Origin of the sequence: Anaerolinea thermophila UNI-1 (assembly GCF_000199675.1) — a bacterium.
In the GTDB taxonomy this organism is placed as follows: Bacteria; Chloroflexota; Anaerolineae; order Anaerolineales; family Anaerolineaceae; genus Anaerolinea; species Anaerolinea thermophila.
Genome location: NC_014960.1, coordinates 1,954,462 through 1,976,736, shown reverse-complemented (window position 1 = coordinate 1,976,736; position 22,275 = coordinate 1,954,462). Strand labels below are relative to the sequence as shown.

General features: G+C 47.1%; 13 protein-coding genes and 1 riboswitch. Of the genes, 7 read left to right on the top strand and 6 right to left on the bottom strand.

The genetic code is table 11. The features are described 5' to 3' along the window. Positions 1 to 268 precede the first annotated feature (268 nt). Positions 269 to 8,686: a type I polyketide synthase gene (locus ANT_RS16330; protein WP_013560157.1), complete on the top strand. Its 8,418-nt coding sequence runs from the start codon at positions 269 to 271 to the stop codon at positions 8,684 to 8,686. Further along, positions 8,683 to 9,417 carry a 4'-phosphopantetheinyl transferase family protein gene (locus ANT_RS08765; RefSeq protein ID WP_013560156.1) on the top strand — a complete coding sequence of 245 codons (735 nt, stop codon included), beginning with the start codon at positions 8,683 to 8,685 and terminating at the stop codon, positions 9,415 to 9,417. The genes ANT_RS16330 and ANT_RS08765 overlap by 4 nt, the downstream gene beginning before the upstream one ends. A 21-nt stretch (positions 9,418 to 9,438) precedes the next feature. On the opposite strand, the gene ANT_RS08760 is transcribed toward ANT_RS08765, so the two are convergent. Then, a complete protein-coding gene (locus ANT_RS08760; protein ID WP_081460227.1) occupies positions 9,439 to 11,025 on the bottom strand; it encodes a PfaD family polyunsaturated fatty acid/polyketide biosynthesis protein in 1,587 nt (528 codons plus the stop codon). A gap of 167 nt (positions 11,026 to 11,192) precedes the next feature. On the opposite strand from ANT_RS08760, the gene ANT_RS08755 reads away from it, so the two are divergent. The 3 genes from ANT_RS08755 to ANT_RS08745 all read left to right on the top strand — a co-directional run bounded on the left by ANT_RS08755 (position 11,193) and on the right by ANT_RS08745 (position 14,088). Beyond that, positions 11,193 to 11,549, top strand: coding sequence for a nitrous oxide-stimulated promoter family protein (locus ANT_RS08755; protein WP_041454863.1), 357 nt, complete (start codon positions 11,193 to 11,195; stop codon positions 11,547 to 11,549). A 91-nt stretch (positions 11,550 to 11,640) separates the two neighbouring features. After that, positions 11,641 to 11,744: riboswitch (SAM riboswitch) on the top strand. Between the two features lie 109 nt (positions 11,745 to 11,853). Then, positions 11,854 to 12,777 (top strand): homoserine O-acetyltransferase MetA, encoded by a 924-nt coding sequence (metA, locus tag ANT_RS08750; protein ID WP_013560153.1) that lies wholly within the window; start codon positions 11,854 to 11,856, stop codon positions 12,775 to 12,777. 15 nt (positions 12,778 to 12,792) lie between these two features. After that, complete coding sequence (locus ANT_RS08745; RefSeq protein ID WP_013560152.1) at positions 12,793 to 14,088, top strand: O-acetylhomoserine aminocarboxypropyltransferase/cysteine synthase family protein; 1,296 nt, start codon at positions 12,793 to 12,795, stop codon at positions 14,086 to 14,088. Positions 14,089 to 14,138: 50 nt separating this feature from the next. Here ANT_RS08745 and ANT_RS08740 read toward each other — a convergent pair whose 3' ends face one another. From ANT_RS08740 to ANT_RS08730, 3 genes are all read right to left on the bottom strand, one after another. Then, positions 14,139 to 16,535, bottom strand: coding sequence for a hypothetical protein (locus tag ANT_RS08740; RefSeq protein ID WP_041454862.1), 2,397 nt, complete (start codon positions 16,533 to 16,535; stop codon positions 14,139 to 14,141). Between the two features lie 71 nt (positions 16,536 to 16,606). Then, on the bottom strand, positions 16,607 to 18,034 hold the full coding sequence (locus ANT_RS08735) for an ABC transporter substrate-binding protein (protein WP_155818079.1): 1,428 nt from the start codon (positions 18,032 to 18,034) through the stop codon (positions 16,607 to 16,609). Between the two features lie 81 nt (positions 18,035 to 18,115). After that, entirely contained in the window at positions 18,116 to 18,778 is a 663-nt protein-coding gene (locus ANT_RS08730; protein ID WP_172634604.1) for a DUF8738 domain-containing protein, read from the bottom strand. Positions 18,779 to 18,896: 118 nt separating this feature from the next. On the opposite strand from ANT_RS08730, the gene ANT_RS08725 reads away from it, so the two are divergent. Next, the gene (locus ANT_RS08725) at positions 18,897 to 19,829 is read left to right on the top strand and encodes a DegV family protein (protein WP_155818075.1); all 933 of its coding nucleotides are present in this window, start codon (positions 18,897 to 18,899) and stop codon (positions 19,827 to 19,829) included. A gap of 18 nt (positions 19,830 to 19,847) precedes the next feature. Here ANT_RS08725 and ANT_RS08720 read toward each other — a convergent pair whose 3' ends face one another. Next, positions 19,848 to 20,507 (bottom strand): HAD family hydrolase, encoded by a 660-nt coding sequence (locus tag ANT_RS08720; protein WP_013560147.1) that lies wholly within the window; start codon positions 20,505 to 20,507, stop codon positions 19,848 to 19,850. 112 nt (positions 20,508 to 20,619) lie between these two features. Here ANT_RS08720 and ANT_RS08715 point away from each other — a divergent pair, with 112 nt between their 5' ends. After that, positions 20,620 to 21,636 carry a LacI family DNA-binding transcriptional regulator gene (locus tag ANT_RS08715; RefSeq protein ID WP_013560146.1) on the top strand — a complete coding sequence of 339 codons (1,017 nt, stop codon included), beginning with the start codon at positions 20,620 to 20,622 and terminating at the stop codon, positions 21,634 to 21,636. On the opposite strand, the gene ANT_RS08710 is transcribed toward ANT_RS08715, so the two are convergent. Next, on the bottom strand, positions 21,626 to 22,270 hold the full coding sequence (locus tag ANT_RS08710) for a hypothetical protein (RefSeq protein WP_013560145.1): 645 nt from the start codon (positions 22,268 to 22,270) through the stop codon (positions 21,626 to 21,628). The two genes, ANT_RS08715 and ANT_RS08710, sit on opposite strands and share 11 nt — an antisense overlap. Between the last annotated feature and the right edge of the window lie 5 nt (positions 22,271 to 22,275).

The following is a 22,275-nucleotide window of genomic DNA, read 5'->3' as shown; positions in this document are numbered from 1 at the left end:
GTTTCACGAAACGGTGTAACTGATGTTCAGGTGGAGGGCATGGATGGCTTCTCCACCTGAACTTTTATGGGTAGGGTAAACAGGATAGAAAGTCTTGAAAGAGTACCCGCTTATTACGTAACTCTATCCATTTTCGGGTGTTTTCAGGCACAGGAATACACATCAAATGGATATAGTCTCGGTTCTGTAAATCTGTTTCATCAAAGATTAATTAACCCCAGGTATTTGAGGGCAATTCCTTCAAAACACCACAATACAGGAGGTAGTCATGACAATAACGAGACCCGTAGCGGTTGTAGGTTTGGGGGTGGTTTTACCTGATGCAGAAGATGTAAAAACTTTTTGGGAGAACCTGAAATCGGGAAAATATTCGATTGGGGAGGTGCCTCCGGATCGCTGGAGAATAGACCTGTACTATGATCCGGACCCTAAGGCACCGGATAAAACCTATTCCAAGATTGGTGCTTTTGTTCGTAATTTTCACTTTGAACCGTATAAATGGGGAATTGCTATCCCGCCGCGCGTGATCGAACAGATGGATCAGACGCAACAATGGGCAATTTCTGCCGCTAGGCAAGCATTAAGTGATTATGGTTATCCACAGCGTCCATTGGACCCTCAGCGGGTGGCAGTCATTCTGGGAAATGCCCTGGGGGGTGAAAGGCATTATCAGAGTAGCATGCGGATTCGTGCGGCAGAGTATCAAGCCGCTCTGGTAGCAGTACCCGAGTTTCAATCTCTGCCACTCTCGGTACAAGAAGCAATTCTGGATGGCGTTCGCAAGCAAATCCGTTCTGTGGTACCCGATATTACCGAAGATACCATGCCCGGTGAATTGGGGAATATCATTGCCGGCAGAGTTGCCAATGTCTTTAATTTCCAGGGCCCAAACTTCATTACGGATGCAGCATGTGCTTCGTCTCTGGCAGCAATTCAAGCCGCAATCGATGGATTGAATAATGGCCAGTTTGATGCAGTACTTACGGGTGGCGTCGATCGCAGTATGAGCATCGAAGGGTATGTGAAATTCAGCAAAATCGGCGCTTTAAGCCCCGATGGTTCGCGCCCGTATGCAGATGGCGCAAACGGTTTTGTTCAAGGGGAAGGTGCAGCTCTGTTCCTGCTTAAGCGCCTCGAGGATGCTGAAAAAGATGGAGACCACATCTACGCGGTTATTCGTGGTGTAGGTAGTAGCAGTGATGGGAAAGGCAAAGGCATTACCGCACCTAATCCTACCGGACAACAGCAAGCCATCGAGCGAGCCTGGAAAAACGCTGGTGTATCCCCTGCCACAGTCAGCATGATTGAAGGACATGGCACATCAACCCGTGTTGGAGATGTCGTTGAGGTGAACAGCCTGACAGCCATCTTTGGTCAGTTTGATTTGAAGCCGGGCAGTGTGGCATTAGGTTCTGTAAAATCCAATATTGGACACTTGAAGAGTGCCGCAGGTGCGGCTGGTCTGATGAAGACGGTTTTAGCCTTGCATCATAAGCAAATCCCCCCCACGCTAAATGTGGAACGTCCCAATCCCAATATTGATTTTGCTCATATTCCCTTTTATCCCAACACAGTTTTGCGTGATTGGGAAATCAAACAAGGGGAGGTCCGCCGCGCTGGGGTCAGTTCTTTTGGCTTTGGTGGCACGAATTTCCATTTGGTGGTGGATGAATATGTCCCGGGTATTTTGCAAGGAGAAAAGAAGATTTATTCCGGGGTGGACTTAACGTCCAGGGCTGAGGTTCTTTCTGTGCAGGCAGCGTCTAGGGAAGAAAGTCTTCCCAAGCCCTATCGTGGCCTTTACTTTGCCAGTGCCGAGACGGTAGAAGGCTTGAAGAATGAATTGCAAAAAGCCCTTCAACTGGCACAATCAGGCAATTTACCCGAGAGCCGTATCCCTTCTGTAGAAGAACTGGAACGCAAAGAACGAATGGCTATTGATTACAACGACCGCGATGAGTTTATCAAGCGGGCAGAGCGTGCTTTGAAAGGGTTTGAAAGTGCTCCGGAGAGTAACCCATGGCAGGCACTGGTAGCACATGGCGTTTTCCGGGGGAGCGGGAAACCGGGCAAACTGGCTTTCCTCTTCCCAGGACAGGGTTCGCAATACGTAAACATGCTGAAAGATCTTTGTGAGGTGGAACCGGTTGCCGCCCAGACGTTTGCAGAAGCGGACCGCATCATGACCCCGATTCTCGGTAAACCTCTGACAGAGTATATCTATGTGGCAGGAGATGAGGTTTCTCTTGCTGAGGCAGAGAAAGCCTTGCGCAATACAGAGATTACCCAACCTGCTATGCTCACCGCCAACGTGGCCATGATGCGCTTGTTAAACAAGTTCGGCTTTACCCCTGATATGGTTATTGGGCACAGCCTCGGGGAATATGCTGCGCTGGTTGCCGCTGGAGTTTTGACGTTTGCTGAAGCGTTAGAAGTGGTTTCTGCCCGTGGACGTGAGATGAAGCGTGTTGCCATGGAGGATAATGGCGCCATGGCAGCGGTTTCAGCGCCTATTGAAAAAGTTGCAGAAATTCTCAAAACTATTCCAGAATATGTTGTCATTGCCAACATCAATAGCCCTCTCCAGTGTGTGATTGGTGGAACAACAAAAGGGGTAGACCTTGCGCTGGAAGCCTTCCAGCAAGCCGGTTTTCAAGGGACGAAGATCCCCGTGTCTCACGCGTTCCACACAAAGATTGTTGCTCCGGCAAGCCAACCTCTGCGGGAGGTTATCGCTCGCATGAATATTCAGCCCCCACGTTTGACAATCGCGGCAAATGTGACTGGGGATGTCTATCCCAACACGCGAGATGAAATTCTCGACCTTCTGGCAGCCCAGGTGGCTTCTCCCGTGCAATTTATCAAGGGTATCGAAACTTTGTATCGTGAGGGAGCCAGAGTATTCATTGAGGTTGGACCCAAGCGGGTTTTGAACGCCTTAGCCATGGATATTCTCAAAGGGAAGACGGATGTAACAATCTTAGCCACCAACCATCCGCGAGAAGGCTCTGTGGTAAGTTTCAACAAAGCCCTTTGCGGCTTGCTTGCGGCTGGGGTTGTGCCGAAAGGAACTCAACATGAGCAGTCGACCTTTTCTTTGGTTTCCTCCCGCGTAGAATCCCGGACAGTTGAAATCCCTGAGCCCCAACTTCAAACGAACTCGCCAGGTCTGGAAGGTAAAGACAGGGAAGAAATCAAACAATTTGTTCTCAATCTGGTGAGCGAAAAGACCGGCTATCCGGTGGAGATGCTTGATCTGGAACTTGACCTTGAGGCAGATTTAGGCATAGACACGGTTAAGCAAGCAGAACTTTTTGCTGCCATTCGTACCCACTACAATATCCCGCGACGCGAGGATTTACGCCTCTCCGATTACAACACTCTTGCAAAAGTCATTGATTTCATGGCAAATGCCCTTGCAAATGTGTCGGAGATTCAGAAATTACCTGCTCCAATTCCCGTAGGGGCTGTAAAACAGACCGAAAGTCTGGTTTCAGTGAGTAGGATAAATGCTTCTGGGGTAATCCAGAAAGAAACTAATCAGATGTCTTCAAATGGGAATGGAAAACTCCCGCTTACCAGTTCGGTTGTGGTGAGCGGGGCGGGGTTAGGCTTACCCGGCAAAAACCGGCATGTCTTTGACGACTCGAATATTGCCAGTATTCTTCGGGGGGAAATTCGCATCGAGCCGCTCTCGGAGGATTTACGTCGGCGTATGGCTGAGAAACGCGCCATTCGCCTGGTCAAAAGCGAAGCCGGTGCCATTCAAGAAGTCATTGACCATGTAGATCAGACGGTGAAGTTGGGCGGTCAGCGCGGAAAATTTGACCTGATAGAAGAATTTGGTGTCCCAGCAGATCGTGTGGAAGCAACGGATATTTCCACTCAATTGGCAATAGCCGCAGGAATTGAAGCCCTGAGAGATGCGGGCATTCCGCTGGTGATGGCGTACCGTCGCACAAGCAAGGGGACGTATCTGCCTGACCGCTGGAAACTTCCCGAAGCCCTTGCAGATGAAACCGGGGTGATTTTCGCTTCCGCATTTCCTGGATTGGATCGTATGGCGGAAGAAACTCAACGCTTTTACGAAGTTCAAAATCTTGAATCTCAGATCCAGCAACTGCGTTCCCTTCAGCGTTTGATTTCACCGGATACAGAGGTTTATCGGGAGATTCAGCGTCGAGCCGATGAAATTGACGAAAAAATACGCGCCCTGGATTACCACTTTGACCGCAGGTTTGTCTTCCGTGTCTTAAGCATGGGGCATTCGCAATTTGCCGAGTATATAGGCGCTCGAGGTCCAAATACTCATGTGAATGCCGCATGTGCAACCACCACTCACGCGATTGCTATCGCAGAAGATTGGATTCGTGCAGGGAGGGCACGGAGGGTTGTGATAATTGCTGGAGATGACGTGACTTCCGGTGCGCTCTCCGAATGGATTGGTACCAGCTTGATGGCGAGCGGTGCGGCTACGGTGGAGGGCGATCCTCGTAAAGCCATTTTACCGTTCGATCGTCGTCGAAATGGCATGATTATGGGGATGGGGGCTGCTGCTCTGGTGATTGAGTCGGAAGATGCTGTTCGCGAACGTGGTATGTACGGTATTGCCGAAATTCTTGCGACCCAAATTGCCAATAGTGCCTATCATGGCACCCGTCTGGATGTTGAGCACGTGGCTTTGGTGATGGAGCACTTGATTCAGCAAGCCGAAGAGCGTTTTGGCATTCGTCGTGGAGAGATCGCCGGGCAAACGGTGTTTGTCTCTCACGAGACGTACACTCCCGCTCGCGGTGGAAGTGCCTCCGCAGAAATTCGCGCTCTGAGACAGGTATTTGGGGTTCATGCGCCTCAGGTGATTATTGCCAATACGAAAGGTTTTACAGGACATTCTATGGGGGTAGGTATCGAAGATGTTGTGGCTGTAAAGTCGCTTGAAACAGGAATCGTTCCACCCATTGCCCATATTCACGATGGCTTTGAACCTGATCCAGAATTGGGAGATTTGAACCTGTCGAAGGGGGGACAGTACAATCCCGTGTATGCCCTACGGCTAGGCGCAGGCTTTGGGTCTCAAATTGCCATGGTGTTACTCCGTAAGATTCCCGTTGCCGTGCGGGTTGAGAAAGAGCGATATATCAACTGGTTGCGGGAAGTTAGTGGCTATGACCAGGTGACTCTGGAAGTGGATCACCGCACGTTGCGGATTCGTCATGATGGTCCACCGAAACAGGTGCCGAGAAAATCAAACTGGAAATATGGATTTGGGCCTACGATGTGGGCAGTTTCACCTCAATCAACGCAGGAAATTCTCTTACCATCCCAAAGCCCCGCAGAATTTTCTGAGGTAGCCCCAGCAGAGGGGATAATAGAAACCCGGGTTGCCGAATCCGCTACGCTGTCGGCCGTTCCTGTAAATATTGCCGGTGTGGATGAGGAGGCCATCAAGCAGTTTGTTCTGCAGGTAGTGAGTGAAAAGACTGGCTATCCTCAGGAAATGCTGGATTTGGATCTAGATTTGGAAGCCGACCTGGGAATTGATACCGTCAAACAAGCCGAACTCTTCGCCACGATCAGAACCCATTACAATATTCCACGACGGGAGGATTTGCGCCTTGCCGATTACAATACACTGGCGAAGGTCATTCAGTTCATGAAAGAGGCATTGACGACCCAATCTCAGCAACCCGTTCCTGGTGGACAGAACAAAGCAGGGGGACGTTTAGAAAACGTTGCTCCTTTAGCATCTTCCTCTGTACCTGATGAAGATTCCATTAAACAATTTGTGTTGAGTGTGGTCAGCGAAAAAACCGGATATCCGGTGGAAATGCTCGATCTGGATCTGGATTTGGAAGCAGATCTTGGGATTGATACCGTCAAACAGGCGGAGTTATTTGCCACCATCCGAACCCATTACAACATTCCCAGAAGAGAGGATTTACGCCTCTCTGACTACAACACCCTTGCCAAGGTGATTGATTTCATGCGGGATGCGTTGGAGTCCCAAGTCAATTTGGCTTCAGGTGAAACCACAGAGCCTACACATTCTGAAATTGAAGGTTTCTCTCAACCTTCTGAGGCTTGGGAGGCAAACGTACCTAAGGATCAGGAACCACTTTCTTCAGATGAACGTTTGTTGGAAGAAGATCTTTCGGCAGAGGGTAAAGTGAAGGTTCGGATTCCAGTGCCTGTGTTAATTCCTCACCCTTCTTTATGTGTTCCATCTGGAATTTTCCTGGATCAGCAGGCTCGTGTCCTGATTGTTGATGGAGAAGGTGGTGTTGGAGAGTCTCTGGAGAAACTTCTCAACCAAAAGGGAGTGCAGGCTCATCGCTTCAAGCCTGAGTCGGTGCGCCAGATGGCCGAGGAAGTCCAAAAATTTGTTTCCAAGGGAGAAATCCACGGAGTGTACTTCCTTCCTGCCCTGGATTCCCGTTTTTCCATGAAGGAATTCGATCCGCAGGGTTGGCAGTCATCTGTTGAACTTCATGCGAATAGTTTGTTCACGTTGATTCGCACACTCAACGGACAGCCTTTTGTGGTTTGCGCTACTCGCATGGGAGGACTGCACGGGGTAGAAAGTCCTCATAAAGATGGTGCCTTTGGAGGATTAGTTTCCGGCTTTGCAAAAGCCCTGAGCATGGAACGTCCCAATTGTCTCGTCAAAGTAGTGGATTTTGAGCGAAAAGCCACGAGCGAATGGATTGCCGAGCGGCTTCTCGAGGAAACCCTTTATGACGCTTCTACCTGTGAGGTGGGATGGAAGGATAACCAGCGCTTTACTTTTGTTTTGAAAGATGTTGAAACACTATCACTCAGAAATCTGGAAGGCGTTCAAACCTTTGTGGTGACGGGGGCTTCTGGCGGTATTGTAGGTCCTATATTGCTCGATTTGGCTAAATTTACCCGGGGTACGTTTTACCTGCTGAGCCGAACTTCTCTTCCAGACCCAAGCGATCCCGACCTTCAAGCGCTTGCTCAAGACCGCAATGCCTTCCGTAAGGCGCTGGCAGAGCGTTTGCACCAGCAAGGAGAACGCGCTACTCCCTCGGCGGTGGAACAGAGAATTGCGGTTCTGGAGCGTGGCGCAGCCACCCTCAAGGTGGTGGAGAAAATGAAGGCATTGGGAGCCAGAGTACACTACCTTCCTTGTGACGTAACCCGTTTTGAGGCTGTGGAAGAAGCCGTGGAACAGATTTTGAAGGAAGTTCCACAAATTGATGTTGTGCTTCATGCGGCAGGAATGGAGAAGAGCCGCAAAGTTGAGACTAAACCATTTGAAGAGTTTGCTCAAATTGTTTCGGTCAAAGTCAATGGGTTCTACCATCTCTTCAAAGCCCTTGAAAATCGGAGGTCATTACCCAAACAGGTGGTGTTCTTCTCTTCGGTAGTGGGAAGATTTGGCAATGCGGGTCAAACAGATTACAGTGCGGCAAATGATTTCCTCTCAAAATTAGCCAATACCCTTTCTCAGGAATATCCTCAGACCAATTTCTTGAGTATTGATTGGGGTGCCTGGGCAGAAGTAGGTATGGCAAGCAGAGGATTCTTGCCCGATTTGATGAAACGCGCCGGTATTGAAATGCTCTCGCCGAAGAGTGCCGCCCCGCAGGTTCGTTATCTCATTTCTCAGGACATAAAAGGCGAGGTGGTTGTGGCAGGTTCTTTGGGAATGTTGGAATCCCAAAGACTTGAGCAGAGAATGCTGAACATTGAGCAAATCAATCAGTTGCTGGCTGATCCTACGCTGAAACATTTCCTGTACGAACGGGTTGTAGACTTTAACTTGAAAGATGGATTAACTTTTGAAGCGGAGTTAGACCCCAATCAACACCCGTTTTTACAGGATCATGCTCTGAATGGTATTCCTTTGTTGCCAGGGGTGATGGGAATTGAAGGCTTAGCGATTGTTTCTCAACGAACGGCGATGTTATTCTCCAATCTTCAGAAGAGTTACCGTGTTACCTCGCTTTCCGATATTCACTTCCATTTACCTTTGAAGTTTTACCGCAATCAGGCGCGGAAATTGATTTGGAAGGTACTCTTGAAATATCAGGCAGGTCAATTGATTGGTGATGTACGGCTTGAGTCAACCATTCAGCGTTACGGGAAAGAACCCGAGTCCATGGTGCATTTTACTGCACAGGTCTTCCTTGTCCCGGATGGGGTTAAGAGAAGCGATATGAAAAGCAATCCACCTTACTGGAACGGTTCGCAGCAGTTGAGCGCAGAGGAAGTCTATCGCTTGTATTTTCATGGACCTTCTTTCCAGGTGGTTGAAGGGGTTCAGAGAAAAGAGAATCAGGTGATTGGCAAGTGGAAGGCCGATTTGCCGCCTGTAACGGACTCTATAACCGAGTGGACAACTTTACCCATGCTGGTAGAACTGTGTTTGCAAACCGCCGGTGTGTGGGAAATTGGCAAGACTGGTGTTCTTGCTTTGCCCCGTTCCATTGAGTGGTTGGAAATTTACCGCACCTCTCTGCCAAAGCAACCGGTGCTATACGCAGAAGTAGAACCTGTTCCTTCGGAGAATCATTCTATGGCTTTTGATGCCAGGGTAGTGGATGCAAAAGGACGGGTATATCTGGAGTTGAAAGGCTATCGAACCGAAGCGCTTCCATATCCTGTAGAACAGGAACTGCTCTCCTCATTGACACAGTGGGCACAATCACCTGAGGCGTGAGCATTCTATATGTTCTGATCCACGAAGTTGATGAAGGTCAGGCGTTCTGGGAAAAAGAGGGAGAGAAATTCCTCTCTCCTCAAGAAAGAGAACGCCTGACCTCACTGCGTTTCCAGAAACGCCGACAGGAATGGTTGCATGGGCGCTGGGTTGCTAAACATCTGATTCAAAGGGTACTGTCAGATTTTGGGGAATTGACCCTTTCAGAAATTTCTATTGAGAACAGAGCAGACGGTTCTCCATGGGTATTTGTGAAAGGCGAAGAAGTCCAGGGAGAACTATCCATCAGTCATCGGGAAGGTTGGGCATGTGCGGCATTTTCCCAAAATACAGAGATTTCATTAGGGATTGATGTTGAAAAAATTGAAAAACGAGACCCTGCTTTCTATATGGATTATTTCACCGATCGGGAGAAAGTGAACAGGGCTTTAATTTCAGAGATGTCTGAAGAGATGTACTATACCTTTCTTTGGAGCGCGAAAGAGGCGGTTTTAAAAGCGCTGAAACTTGGATTGCGTATAGACACTCGAAAAATTGAAATTCTTCTGGGAGGCTTTGACACAATTTCCAGGTCTTTTGCCTGCTCATGGTTCTCAATCTCAATTCAGGTCCTGGGAGTAGGCGAGAATTGGACAGGTTTTGGGTACATTCGAGAGCAATTTGTGATGACCTTAGCCTGTCATGGAATAAAAAAATCAGAGCCTGTGATGATTCAAGAAATCAGGCTCTGAAGGCTTTGAGGCTTTTGGGTTTTAAACCAGAGGGGTTTCAGGAACGTATTTCTTCAGCGGATGTGGGATATTTATCCCCTGAATTTCAGCGAGGCGGACTCTTGCCAGGTATGCCGCACCTTTCATCAGGTGAAGAGCAACATCCACAACATGGCGATTTTCCGGTTTTTCAAGGTATGTGCCTCTTACCCAATCATTGAATGTTCCCATAGCAGGTCCGCACCAGATTTGGTAGTCCATTTCCCTCCCTTTTTCGCCCGTGTTGGACCATCTTGAAGAAAGCCCAAGATACCAGCGAAATACCAGTGCCATCTTGTGATGAGGATCCTGTTGTGCCCGCTCTAATTGTCTGGGATCTCTCTCGGCAAAGAATTTTTCCGTATCCTGCCAGATTTCTTCAAATGTGCGCTTAAACACAGTGGTTTCCAGTCTTGTTCTTTCCTGTTGAGGGACTTCTTCCCAGCAAGGATACCGCGAATACAACTCATATAACTTGGATGCCCGATTGGCAAACATGGTGCCACGTTTTAGCACCTGAACTTTTACGCCCATTTCAAACATGTCCGCGGCGGGAGCCATGGCTACATCCGCCATATCCGCCTGAGCAAGCAGGTTGCGAGTATGCTCAGAAGCCCCGGATTCTACGCAGGACTGATTCACCGAGCCTGTAACCACATATGCCGCTCCCATCATGAAAGCCGCAAGGACAGATTGGGGGGTACTGATGCCACCTGCGGCGCCAATGTGCACCGGGGTTTCATAGTGATATTTTGCCTGATATTCATCCCGCAGTGCCAGCATGGTGGGAATTAAGCCTACCAAAGGGCGGTTATCTGTATGCCCACCGGAATCCGCTTCGACGGTAATATCATCTGCCATGGGTACAAGTGAGGCAAGTTGGGCTTGCTCTTCGCTAATCTTGCCCTCAGAAAGAAGTTGGGATACGAGATCTGCCGGTGCAGGTGAAAGAAACCGTGAAGCCACTTCTTTACGCGAAACCTTTGCAATAATGTGATTGCTAATTCTAACCTTCCCATCGGGTGTTCTGGAAAGCCCGCTCAAACGATACAGTGCCAGAGGATATGTAATATCAAGATAGGCTGATGCCTCAATGACAGGGACACCATATTTCAAATATAACTCCACAGCGCGGCGTTCCAGGGAGGGTTCGTTTGGGCTGTTTAGCAGGTTAAAGGCATAGGGACCTTTAGGCAGGGCTTTTTGAATTTCATGGATGGCATTTTCAATGCGATTGGGTGAACATCCCCCTGCACCAAACGACGCCAGCAAGCCCGCTTTTCCCATGGTGATAACAAGGCGCTCAGAGGCAATTGCATTTGCCATTGCGCCCGCATAATATGCCAGTTTTACTCCATAGGTTTTCTTAAAGTTTGGGTCACCAAACGTTTCAGGCAATACAGCAGGCACATAAATTAATGGCGTGTTAGATAATTCACTGGGAAAAGGGAATGTTCCGAGTTTCCATGTTCCCGAAACTGGATATATCCAAAATGAGGTATCAAGAGATTCCAAATAGGATTTCAATGTTTTAGTTAAGTCTGGTGAAGATAAATCAGAGGGGGCATGTTGCAAGGACGAGTGAGTCATATCAACCTCATCAAGATAGGTGGGTACACTGGATATAACCCTCACAGAGAACACTCGATGCGCCTGTGTTCGTGAATCTTATAAAACTTCAATCTTGTGAACTTTTTGACGCAGAACAAAGAAGTTTTGTTGTGATCATGGTACGATTAGCCCGTTGGGAGGTAAGCATGCATCCAAGAATCGCTCGCGAAAGAAAAACCATTCTTGCCATGTCCAGAATATATTGTGCTGACCACCATGGCTTACCTGATGGTAACCTTTGTATGGAGTGCCAGGAACTGCTGGATTATGCTTTTTTTCGGCTGGAAAAATGTCCCTATCAGGAAAAGAAACCTACCTGTGCTAATTGTCCCATACACTGTTACAAGCCAGAAATGCGTGAACGGGTTCGGCGGATGATGCGCCATGCAGGTCCGCGCATGCTTCTTCGTCATCCCATTTTAGCCATTGCGCACCTGTTGGATGGCAGAAAAAAAGTTCTTCCCCCCGGAAAAGGAATATCTGTGAAGGAACGGGTACTGTAAAAGCCAAAAGCCCCCTCAAAAATGACCCTTTTTCGAGACTTGAAAATAGGATAAAACGTGGTATATTAACACCGACAATTGAATAAAAGCACTCTTATCCAGAGAGGTGGAGGGACAGGCCCGATGAAACCTCGACAACCAGCCGAAATTCGGCATGGTGCCAATTCCTGCAGAAGTTTTTCTGGAAGATAAGAGGAGACTTAGCCGGACTTGCTAACCTCTTCTTACTTACAGAAGAGGTCTTTTTTTATCTTCAAGAGACCTCCCATTAACACAATATCCATCTAGAAAGGGTTGTTAGGAAATGCCAATCAGGATTCCTGTCAATCTCCCTGCTCGGGAGATTCTGTTGCAAGAAAACGTGTTTGTTATGGATGAGGAGCGTGCAGATCATCAGGATATTCGTCCGCTCAAAATTGCTATTCTCAATTTGATGCCTACGAAGATTGCTACCGAGACACAGTTGTTACGTTTGCTCGGGAACACCCCCCTTCAGGTGGAAATTACCTTTATGCGTACCTCGTCTCACCAGTCGAAAAATACACCAGAGGAACATCTTCTGGCTTTTTATCAGACCTTCGATGAACTTTCCCATTTGAAATTCGATGGGCTAATTATCACAGGTGCGCCAGTCGAGCATTTGGAGTTTGAGGAGGTAGATTACTGGAAAGAACTGACTGAAATCATTGACTGGAGTGGTGTTCACGTCACCAGTACTTTCTTTATCTGCTGGGGGGCACAGGCTGGCTTGTATCACCAGTATGGTATTCCCAAATATGCCTTACCCAGAAAGATGTTTGGCGTGTTTGAGCATTATGCATTGAGAAATCATATTCCTTTGCTACGAGGATTTGATGATGTCTTTTATGCCCCGCATTCACGTCATACCGAAATTCGAAAGGAAGATATCCAGAAAGTTCCTGATCTGGAGGTGATTGCAGAGTCTCCTCTGGCAGGTGTCTATATTGTCATGAGACGGGATGGAAGACAGATTTTTGTTACCGGACATTCGGAATATGACCCTCTGACATTGCAATCCGAATATGAGCGGGATGTTCGTTTGGGAAAGCCCATCCATGTTCCATTGAATTATTACCCCGCCGATGATCCTTCTCGTCCGCCTGTGGTGCGCTGGAGAGGGCACTCTCATTTACTGTTTGCCAATTGGCTCAATTACTATGTGTACCAGGTCACACCGTTCAATCTGGATGACCTTGTAAAGTCATAATCCAAAGGAGGACATATGTCTCAACAAACGCCATCGCGTCATCGTACTTTTGGGTTTACTACTCGCCAGCTACATGCTGCCCAGGTTCCCGATCCCGTGACAGGATCGCGCGCCGTGCCTTTATATCAGACTACTTCCTATGTGTTTCGAGATACCGAACATGCGGCGCGTCTCTTCTCCCTGCAGGAGAACGGAAACATTTACACTCGTATCATGAATCCCACGACGGATGTGCTGGAACAACGTATTGCCGACCTTGAGGGAGGAGTAGGGGCATTGGCAGCGAGTTCTGGTCATGCCGCTCAAACGATGGCGATTTTAACCCTGTGCGAACAGGGGGATCATATTGTTTCCGCTTCCACGCTTTATGGAGGCACCTACAATCAATTTGCTTATACTTTCCCGCGTTTGGGGATTGAGGTTACGTTTGTAGATCCATCCGATCCGGAAAATTTTCGTCGAGCCATTCGTGATAATACAAAAATTTTATACGGCGAGACATTGGGAAATCCTCGCATAAACGTGTTCCCTTTCGAGGAGGTTTCTGCTATTGCTAGGGAATATCAAATTCCTCTGATGATTGACAACACCTTTGCCACGCCCTATTTATGCCGTCCCATTGAATGGGGCGCTAACATTGTGACTCATTCCACAACAAAGTTTATTGGAGGTCATGGAACTTCCATTGGAGGCATTATCGTGGATGGAGGGAACTTCCAATGGAAAGATAACCCTCGTTTCCCTAACTTCAATACACCGGATGAGAGTTACCACGGATTGGTATATGCGGATTTAGGACCGGCAGCGTACATTGTCAAAGCGCGAGTGCAGATTCTCAGAGATATTGGCGCTTGTCAGTCTCCTTTCAATTCCTGGCTGTTTCTTCAAGGTGTGGAGACTTTGAGTCTGCGCATGGATCGCCATGTATCCAACGCCCAACGAACAGCAGAATTTTTAGCCAGTCATCCCAAAGTGCGTTGGGTAACTTATCCTGGACTGCCAGAACATCCCGATTACCATCGAGCGAAAAAATACCTGCCGAAAGGTGCGGGAGCGATTCTGGGATTTGGTATCGAAGGTGGGTTAGAGGCGGGCAAACGGTTTATTGACCGCTTGCAGTTGTTCAGTCACCTTGCAAATGTGGGAGATGCTAAAAGTCTTGCTATTCACCCTGCCAGCACGACGCACAGCCAGTTAAGCCCAGAGGCGCAATTAAGTGCTGGCGTCACGCCCGATTTCATTCGGTTGAGTATTGGAATAGAGGATATTGAGGATATCCTTTGGGACCTGGAACAAGCCCTCTCCGATTAAATAAATCAAAGGAGCCCTCTGGTGGCATATCAGAGGGCTCTTTATTCTTTTTAAGGCATTTGTGCTGGAGGATTTTCAATTTGGAAGGAAAGAATTATCTTTTCCACCCATGCTTTCTGTTGTGTATTCAAAGGTTGGTAATTGATGCTCAGGGCAGTTCCCTGGTCTTTTAAATAAATCCAATACAGATCATTGAGCAAAGTCTGGTCTGTTTCTTTCCTTTCGGAGAAATGATATACCGGTATGCCAGAGACCGTTTGAAAGTCGGGAGGTGGACTTTGCATCATACTGGAGATGAGGATTTCGCCATGCTGAATGTTGATCCATACCTTGGAAGGGTCCAGCGCAATCCATCCTACCGGATCGGTGGGATAAAAGTTAGCAATGGAAAGAGTGGGAACAGGATCGTTATAAATCCAGATTTGCCATCCAACAGGTACCAGGAAAGAGCCCAAGGAAACACCCGGGGCTGGGATTTGCACGGGATTCGATGCGAAAATGGCTTCAACAGGGAATGTGGAAGCCAGATTTTTCGATCGCCATTGGAGGAACGAAAAAGTTCCTAAAAGAATCCCGTCATTTGAGAGGATTTCAAATTCCTGAGGGTGTTCAATCGATAAGAACCAAATCCTGCCCGGGGTCGAGGATGACTCTCCCAAAAGGACATAATTCTGGTCCGCCGTCCAGTAAGCCAGATCAAATTCAGGGAACTCGTTAGTCCAAACATTGCTGTCCCAGAGGTTGGTTTCTTTCAGCGTTAAGTATGCTTCTCGGCTTTCACCTTGAATCGGACGAAGGATGAGCACTTTTTGGTGATTGGGGGACAAAAAGACCCGTTCGTTTTTCCTGGAGTACTCGGGCCACAAATAAACCTCGTTTCCAAATAGGGCGACTAACTTTGCAATATCTTGTTCTTCCTGGAAAGCCGGAGGGGACCATAATGGCATTTCACTTACTGAGGCAAATTGTCCTACCGGAATATCACTTTCAGCGGGTTCGAGTTCTGCAAGAAGAACCTCGTCTATGGAATAGGCGGTTCTCCATCGTGGTACCCAGAGTTGATCACTCTGTTCTGTCCAGAGCAAACGATAATCGCCGGAGAAGAGTGCGGCGCTTGCTTGAAAGTCATTTTTGGAGGTTAAGACCACTCGCTTTTTTCCGCTCCGATCCAGTAAACCCAGATAAACCTCGCCCGACGGCATACCGGATGGCGATAAATACATCACAGCAATCCAGCGATTGTTGGGAGATACGGAAACACTTAAGACCTCACCCGGAAGTTTGGTAAATAGAACAACATTGTCCTGTTCTAATGAGAAATCGCTGATTGTGCGATAGTCGGGGAATTTACCAAGAAGAAGGTGCTTGCTATCAGACGACCACGAAAATGGCACCTGAGAGGATGCCACTTTTATTGTGTTTTTACTGCCATCTGTGGGAATAAGCCATAGACTTTGATCATTGTGGCGATAGAGTGTAAGCCAATTCCCATCTGGTGAGATTGAAAGTGGGGTGGCAGGAAAACGTTCTGAAAGGGGGTAGAAATCGGGATCCGTGAGGATAGTTTCTATTTCTGTCATCAGGTTGAGCATTCGAATACTCCCGTCCCAGCCTACGTAAATTGCCTTGTCATCTATCATCGGCGAGGTAACTTCAAAAGCCCTGGTCGGTGTCGAAGTAGGGGGGAGTTCTTCCATAAGAGCAGAGTTGAATGCGGTGTTAAAAGGAAGGAAAGGTCCTGATGAACTGCTGAGCCGGAGAATCGCCCAGAAAAGGATGCTAACGAACACGATTATGGGAATTGCCTTGGAGAGAAAACCGAATAATTTTTCGTGTAGGTATTCCAATCTCCATAAAGAGATTTGTAAGAAAAGGGCTCTGGAAGTTTTTTTTTGTTCCAACAGATTGACGACTTCTCTTTCCAGATGTTGAACAAAATAGCCGACCGGCGTTATTTCGTTCCTAAGGCTACGGAGAGGAGAGTAATTTGATACAAGTTTGGACAGATTCGTCTGGGTATCAAAAGGATACCATCCCAAAGTAGAAGCAATTTGATCCAGTTCGAGAGAAGTAAACAAGGTTAACGCTAAACCGTCCGCCTGCTTTCGAGGAAGGCGTTTCCATTCCTCGGCATTTTCCTGAATTTGAGCAAAAACCCCCATTTGTTGTTGGGTTGGATAAGATGAAGCGTTTTCTAAAGTAGTATCGAAAACTGGATGGTGTAATTGTGCCACTACTGCCAGTTGAAAAAGCCATTCTTTGGGAGGAATCTTAAGATTCAGCCCTTGAGCCCATAATTTTGCTGCGGTGAGAAAAACAAATCTTGTAATTTGTTGAGCTTCTTGCCAATCCCCACAACGTGCCAGGGAATATCGAAAAACGTCATTAACCGTTTCTCGAAAAAGGTCGATGAACTCTTCATTCATGTTGTTGGATGGGGAATTCATAAGCCCAACAATCCTGTACCTTAACAGGATTATATCGGCTTTTTGTCTAATGACCAAACCTCTGCATAAGATTATGGGATCGGCGTTGCCTGTGTTCGTGAGAGTTCGTATTCTGTCAGGGATTGAAGTTCAACCATGACCTCTTCAACAGATTGTCCTTCCGCAAGGTGAAATATTTGCCAGAATGCGTCTTCGACAGGACGACGGGCGATGAGCCAATCGGGATTTCCTGGAAGCGGAATTAGGGAAGCATCGTGCATAAAATGTTTTTCAAGAATTGGGTCGAAGAAAACATTCTGGCTTGAGTTCCCCAAGGGCATTCCCTGATAAAGGCGAGTGAGGGTAGATTGTCTGGAAGGATCTGCAAGCCATCGAATCCATAACCAACCTGCCATTTGAAGTTTGGGCTTGGTCCTTAACAAACCGTAAGAAAACCCATGGCTCAGGAAAAAAGGTTCCTGGTTTTGTCGGGGGAAAGGGATTAGTGTCCAGTCATCCTTCCTTGCCAGGCTTTGATGGTAGGCTTGTTGAGGTGGAATATCTTGAAGAGAACCGATATAAAACAACGTGTAGCGCTCGGAAAAATATCTGTAAGGAGAGGGATTGAGGCCTTGCCAGAGGCAACCCTGGGATTGCATGTCACGTAAAAACTGGAAGGTTGTTGCTACGCTGTTTTGTTCAAATTGGATTTTTTCGCCTGGCTTTTCAGGTAAAACTTTTGCCCCAAATGCATACCACCAGGCAATTGCATGTAAAGAATCTGTAGATAAAAGCCATCCTCCGGTACCCCGTTTATCCAGATATGCACTTCGATTATTTTCACGAGCAGCAGCGCAGGCTTGTTCCAGGAATTCTTGGGGGGTACTTGGAGGATGGGTATAACCTAATTCATTAGCCCATGTGGTGTTATAGATCAAACCTATGGCTGTTCTCAAGGCTGGAAAACCACTTTGCGCCCCTGAAAAACGATCCTGAAGCCAGAACTCCTCATGGATGTTTTTCTGTTCCGCCTCAGACAAACCCAACTCAGGCAAGGTGAGATAGCCATCCAGCGCCGCAAGCCAGCCTTCTTCCAATCCTTGGGAGAGCAATTCAGGTGTTGTTAAGATCACCTGTGGATTTCTGGATTGGATCATCGAGGGTAGTGTATCCAGCCCACCCGTACTTTCAACTTTGATTGTGATTCCGTAGGGATTTTTTTGATTGAATTCCTCTGCCCATGCTTGATATTGTTCATCGATTGCGCCCACAAACGGGTGGAGGAACAGAATTTCACTTCCTCTAAGATCATTTATCTCAACCCGGTACTCAATCGGGATCTCAGGTGTAATTGTTGCTGTTGGTTGTGGTTGGTGAGATGGAGTTATTGGGATTGGACTAGGGGTAAGCGTTGCAGGTGATTTTTCAGGAAGAAAAGTGCTGCAACCAGTGACCAGGACAAGCAACATCAACAAGACAATTTTCACAGAACCGGGTTGCTTCTGGAAGGCAGTTTTCATGAGGAATAGTTTACCGGATACAAAGGAATTACACCAGAGCAGGAAGGCCCCGGTGTAATTCTGATAAAGGAATTTCACGAGTCACCGTTTGGCTTGCAGAATACGTTTCCCTTCGCGGTCGGTGTGCAGGATGATTTTCTTGCCTTTCACTTCTACCACAATGCGGTATCCAGGTGTAATGACTTGCAAGCACATTTGGTCAGGTTGGACAACTCCCAGACATGAGTCAGGCCATTCAACCTCTTGAACTTCAAGGATAGTGATTTCCTCTGTAGGAATGCCCAACTTTTCAACCAGGTAGTTCTTTGCCTTATCAGAAATATCTCCCATCTCGTTTTCTCCAGCAATTCGCACAACTGAGCCATCCTGATTGGTGTGAACAAAAACGGTTTTCCCTTCCACAAGTAGTTGAATACGATATCCGTTGACGATCATTTCAGCACAAGTCTCATCCGGATGAGGTAACTCCAGGCATGCATTTGCCCATTCCTTGCTTTCCACTTTCTGAACTTTCAGTACTTCTTGGGGTTTACCCAAAATATCTGAAACTTTTTGAAGGACCGTTTTTACAAGCTGTTCTTCCTCTGCTGGTTCAAAAGGAGGATAGGGGTGCTGATATGGATTGGGTATCTCTCCTGAAGGGTATGGGGAAGGCATCTGAGAAGGATTTTCATGTTGCGGTTGACATGCCGAAAAAAGTAAACTCGCACATACCGCCAGAATAATAAACCAGTATTTTTTCATTTTTTTCTCCATAAGGGGCATTTTATACTTAAACGATTGGAGGAATGCAAAGTTCCCTGTGAATTGATAGGAATCTTTAAATTCCTGTCAAGAAATATTTGGAAATGTATCTTGCAATGTGACTGTGGTCACCCATAACCTGTTGCCCGGGAGATTAAAATGCCAAAAAACCAAAAAGAAAGTAATTTCTATGAAATACCCTATTGCCCTTGTAACTGACAGCACCTGTGATATTCCACAATCCTGGCGTGAAGAGTTTGAAATTTCCGTTGTCCCTTTGTCCATTCACTTTGGGAATGACACCTACCGCGATGGTGTGGATTTATCGCCTGAATCCTTTTATGAAAGATTGGAGCGTGAAGAAGTTCATCCTACCACATCTCAGCCAGCGCCTCAGGATTTTATCAATACTTTTCAAGCATTGCAGGACGGTGGTGCAAAAGAAATTATCGTTTTTACCATCTCCAGTGCAATGAGCGGTACGATTGAGTCTGCAAGGCTCGCCGCCCAGGATTTTTCTATTCCTATTCACATTGTGGATAGCAAGAACAACTCCATGGGATTGGGGTGGCAGGTCATCGCTGCGGCGCGAGCCCGTGAACAGGGAGCGAATGCTTGGGAAATGCTTGAAGTGGCAACGAAAGTTCGCCAGAAGATGGCGTATTACATTTCCTTGAACACCCTGAAGTATTTGGAAAAGGGCGGAAGAATAGGAAATGCTACCAAGTTTCTTGCCTCTCTTTTGCAAATCAAGCCCCTAATCTATGTAGATCCTTCAACGGGAATTGTGCATCCTTCAATCCCAGCGCGATCTCGGAGTGCCGCTATTGATGGGTTGTTCAAGGAATTTTTCAAGCATTTGAATATAACTTCCCCTATGCACATCACAGTTTTGCACAACGCCGCTAGGGACGAAGCCGAGGCACTTGCTGAGAGGGTTCGGGAGACCTATCACCCCGCTGAACTCTTTATTTCTATTGTGAGTCCAGTGTTGGGTGCGCATACCGGACCCAAAGCAATTGCGCTATGTGGTTACTCAGAATCCGACTGATGCAATACAAGAAGAAAATCAGGAAATTTCCTTTTCCAGAATCTCTCGAACTTTTGCTAGTGAAGACACCTGGTGCCATACCAGCATTAAAGTCTGTGGGCTGATCGGTTGAATATCAGGAATATGAATGCATTTCATTCCGGCGTTGTATGCTGCTTGAATGCCTGCTTCCGAATCCTCTAATACAACGCATTTTTCAGGTGGAATTGCTAACTTGCTGGCAGCAGTGAGAAAAAGATCTGGCGCAGGCTTGCCATGGGAGACTTCATCACCCGTAACAATCACTTCAAAAAAAGAGAGCAGTCTCGCGGCGCTTAATTTTTTCTCTGCCAATCGCCGATAGGTAGAAGAAGCTACAGCTGTTCTCAGCCCGTTTTGGAGAATATACTGGGCTAATTCATCCCAACCCGCTTTTCTTGGCATACCTTCTTGTTCTATGATCTCAAAGAATCGTTGCTCTCTCTTTCGATACATGTCTTCAAATGGAAAATTGTTTCCAAAGGCTTGCTTAAGAATGGCTTTGACATCTTTCTCGGTTCTGCCAATCATTTGGTGATAGATATCTTCGCTCAGAAGATACCCTGCCTCTGCCATGACCTGAGACCATGATCTTTGAGAGAGGCGTTCCGAATCGATGAGCAGTCCATCCAGATCAAAAATTAAGGCTTCAATGGTCATTCTTTACTCCATTTTCAGATTGGTGTGATTATAAACGAAGCATAAGCATTTTCTAATCCAAGCATCAACTGGGATTATAATAAAGGAAATTCTTGCTCAGAGGTGAACTCTGGTGGTTTCGGCAACCCGTCATCCGACTTTACATGATGTTGCTCGTTTAGCAAATGTATCTCATCAAACTGTTTCCCGTGTAATTAACAACAGTCCCAATGTTGCCAGTGAAACCCGAGAGCGGGTTTTGGAAGCCATTCGCATTCTGGACTATCACCCTAATCGCGCGGCGCGCAGCCTGATCACTGGGCGTTCCCAAACCCTCTATCTGGTACATCTCAACCCACGTTTTCTTGCTCCTGTTCCAGCGATTATCCAGCATGCTGATGAACGTGGTTATCGTGTTGGGTTATCCATGCTGAAAGAACCCGTTTCCCGTGATGAATTGCAGAATTTGCTCAACGAGGTTTCTTCCAGAATAGTGGATGGCTTTTTGTTTATTGATCCCCAGGGAATTTACACTGCTGAAGAACTGAATCGGTTTTGTCGGGGGGTGCCTTATATTCAGTTAGGGGGAGAGCCTGTAGAGCATGTGCCTGCTGTGTTATTCGATCAGGAGCAGGGCATGCGTGCTGTGTTGCGTCACCTGGCGCAATTAGGGCATCAAAAAATTGCAGAAGTTAGTGGCTTAATGATCAACTATGACGCTCGAATGCGTCATCGTGCGGTAGAAGGTATTGCAAGAGAATACGGACTTGAACTGGTGGATTGGTTAGAGGGCGATTTTACCGTGCCCAGTGGGTATCAGTTGACTCGTCAGTTGCTCAAAAACAATGGAAAGCGTTTTTCTGCATTAATTTGTGGTAATGACCTGATGGCGCTGGGGGCGTTACGGGCAATTCACGAATGTGGTCTCCGAGTTCCCTATGATATTTCCGTAGTCGGTTTTGATGACGAATTAATTTCATCCTTCTTTGAACCGCCTCTTACCACAGTAAAACAAGACTACAATGAGCAGGCTCGTGTTGGAATTGAATACCTTCTTGACCGGATTGAGAAGAGAAACTTCTCCATAGAGCACAAACGCATCTCTCCTCAATTGATTATTCGTTCCAGCACCGGTGAGATTAATTCGTAGGGTACCATTCACATCGGGTGGTTTTGGGAGAGGCTGTCAGCCTCTCCCATTCTTTGTTTGCCAGATCTTTCGTCCAGTTGGTGACGATATGTTCTTTGAGAGTGTCAAAATTGACCGGGTAAGAGAGAATAGGGCGCGCGCCAAGCACCTGACAGGTTGCAGAGAGTAAACCTTTCAGGTTGTTCTCTGTGGAGTCAGATATTTCCTTTGGAAAGGCAAGTTTTAGAGTTTTTAAACTTTCCTGATCTACAACAATAAAATAGCCCCATTCATATCCTTTTTTGGTTAAATGCTTGGTAAATTTTGAACCGAGTTTGTTTTGTCTAACTTGGAATGCGTTTTGTAAATTTGTGTGAAACTCTTCTGAGGTATCTATCCGAATGAGATGAAGCGCAGATTGGGTTGAGGATTGATATCGAAGGGCTATCCATGCGGATTGGAAAACCGGCGTTCTTGAAGTGAGCGAGTCTACCTCAATGAGCAGGTAATTTACCTGGGACTGAGGCTCAGTAGAGGTTGAAGCAGAAAAGTGGATTAGCCCTAATTGTTCCATCCGAATAGCCACGAGAAAGCCAAACCAGAGGGAGAGCGCGAATGCAAAAATAAAGAAGATACTCCAGGTTTGTTTGTTCATAAGTT

Coding starts and splice junctions, on each gene's coding strand:
- ANT_RS08760 (WP_081460227.1), bottom strand. CDS start 11,025: ATGACTCACTCGTCCTTGCAACATGCCCCCTCTGATTTATCTTCACCA.
- metA (WP_013560153.1), top strand. CDS start 11,854: ATGCCAATCAGGATTCCTGTCAATCTCCCTGCTCGGGAGATTCTGTTG.
- ANT_RS08735 (WP_155818079.1), bottom strand. CDS start 18,034: ATGAAAACTGCCTTCCAGAAGCAACCCGGTTCTGTGAAAATTGTCTTG.
- ANT_RS16330 (WP_013560157.1), top strand. CDS start 269: ATGACAATAACGAGACCCGTAGCGGTTGTAGGTTTGGGGGTGGTTTTA.
- ANT_RS08710 (WP_013560145.1), bottom strand. CDS start 22,270: ATGAACAAACAAACCTGGAGTATCTTCTTTATTTTTGCATTCGCGCTC.
- ANT_RS08755 (WP_041454863.1), top strand. CDS start 11,193: ATGCATCCAAGAATCGCTCGCGAAAGAAAAACCATTCTTGCCATGTCC.
- ANT_RS08745 (WP_013560152.1), top strand. CDS start 12,793: ATGTCTCAACAAACGCCATCGCGTCATCGTACTTTTGGGTTTACTACT.
- ANT_RS08720 (WP_013560147.1), bottom strand. CDS start 20,507: ATGACCATTGAAGCCTTAATTTTTGATCTGGATGGACTGCTCATCGAT.
- ANT_RS08730 (WP_172634604.1), bottom strand. CDS start 18,778: ATGAAAAAATACTGGTTTATTATTCTGGCGGTATGTGCGAGTTTACTT.
- ANT_RS08740 (WP_041454862.1), bottom strand. CDS start 16,535: ATGAATTCCCCATCCAACAACATGAATGAAGAGTTCATCGACCTTTTT.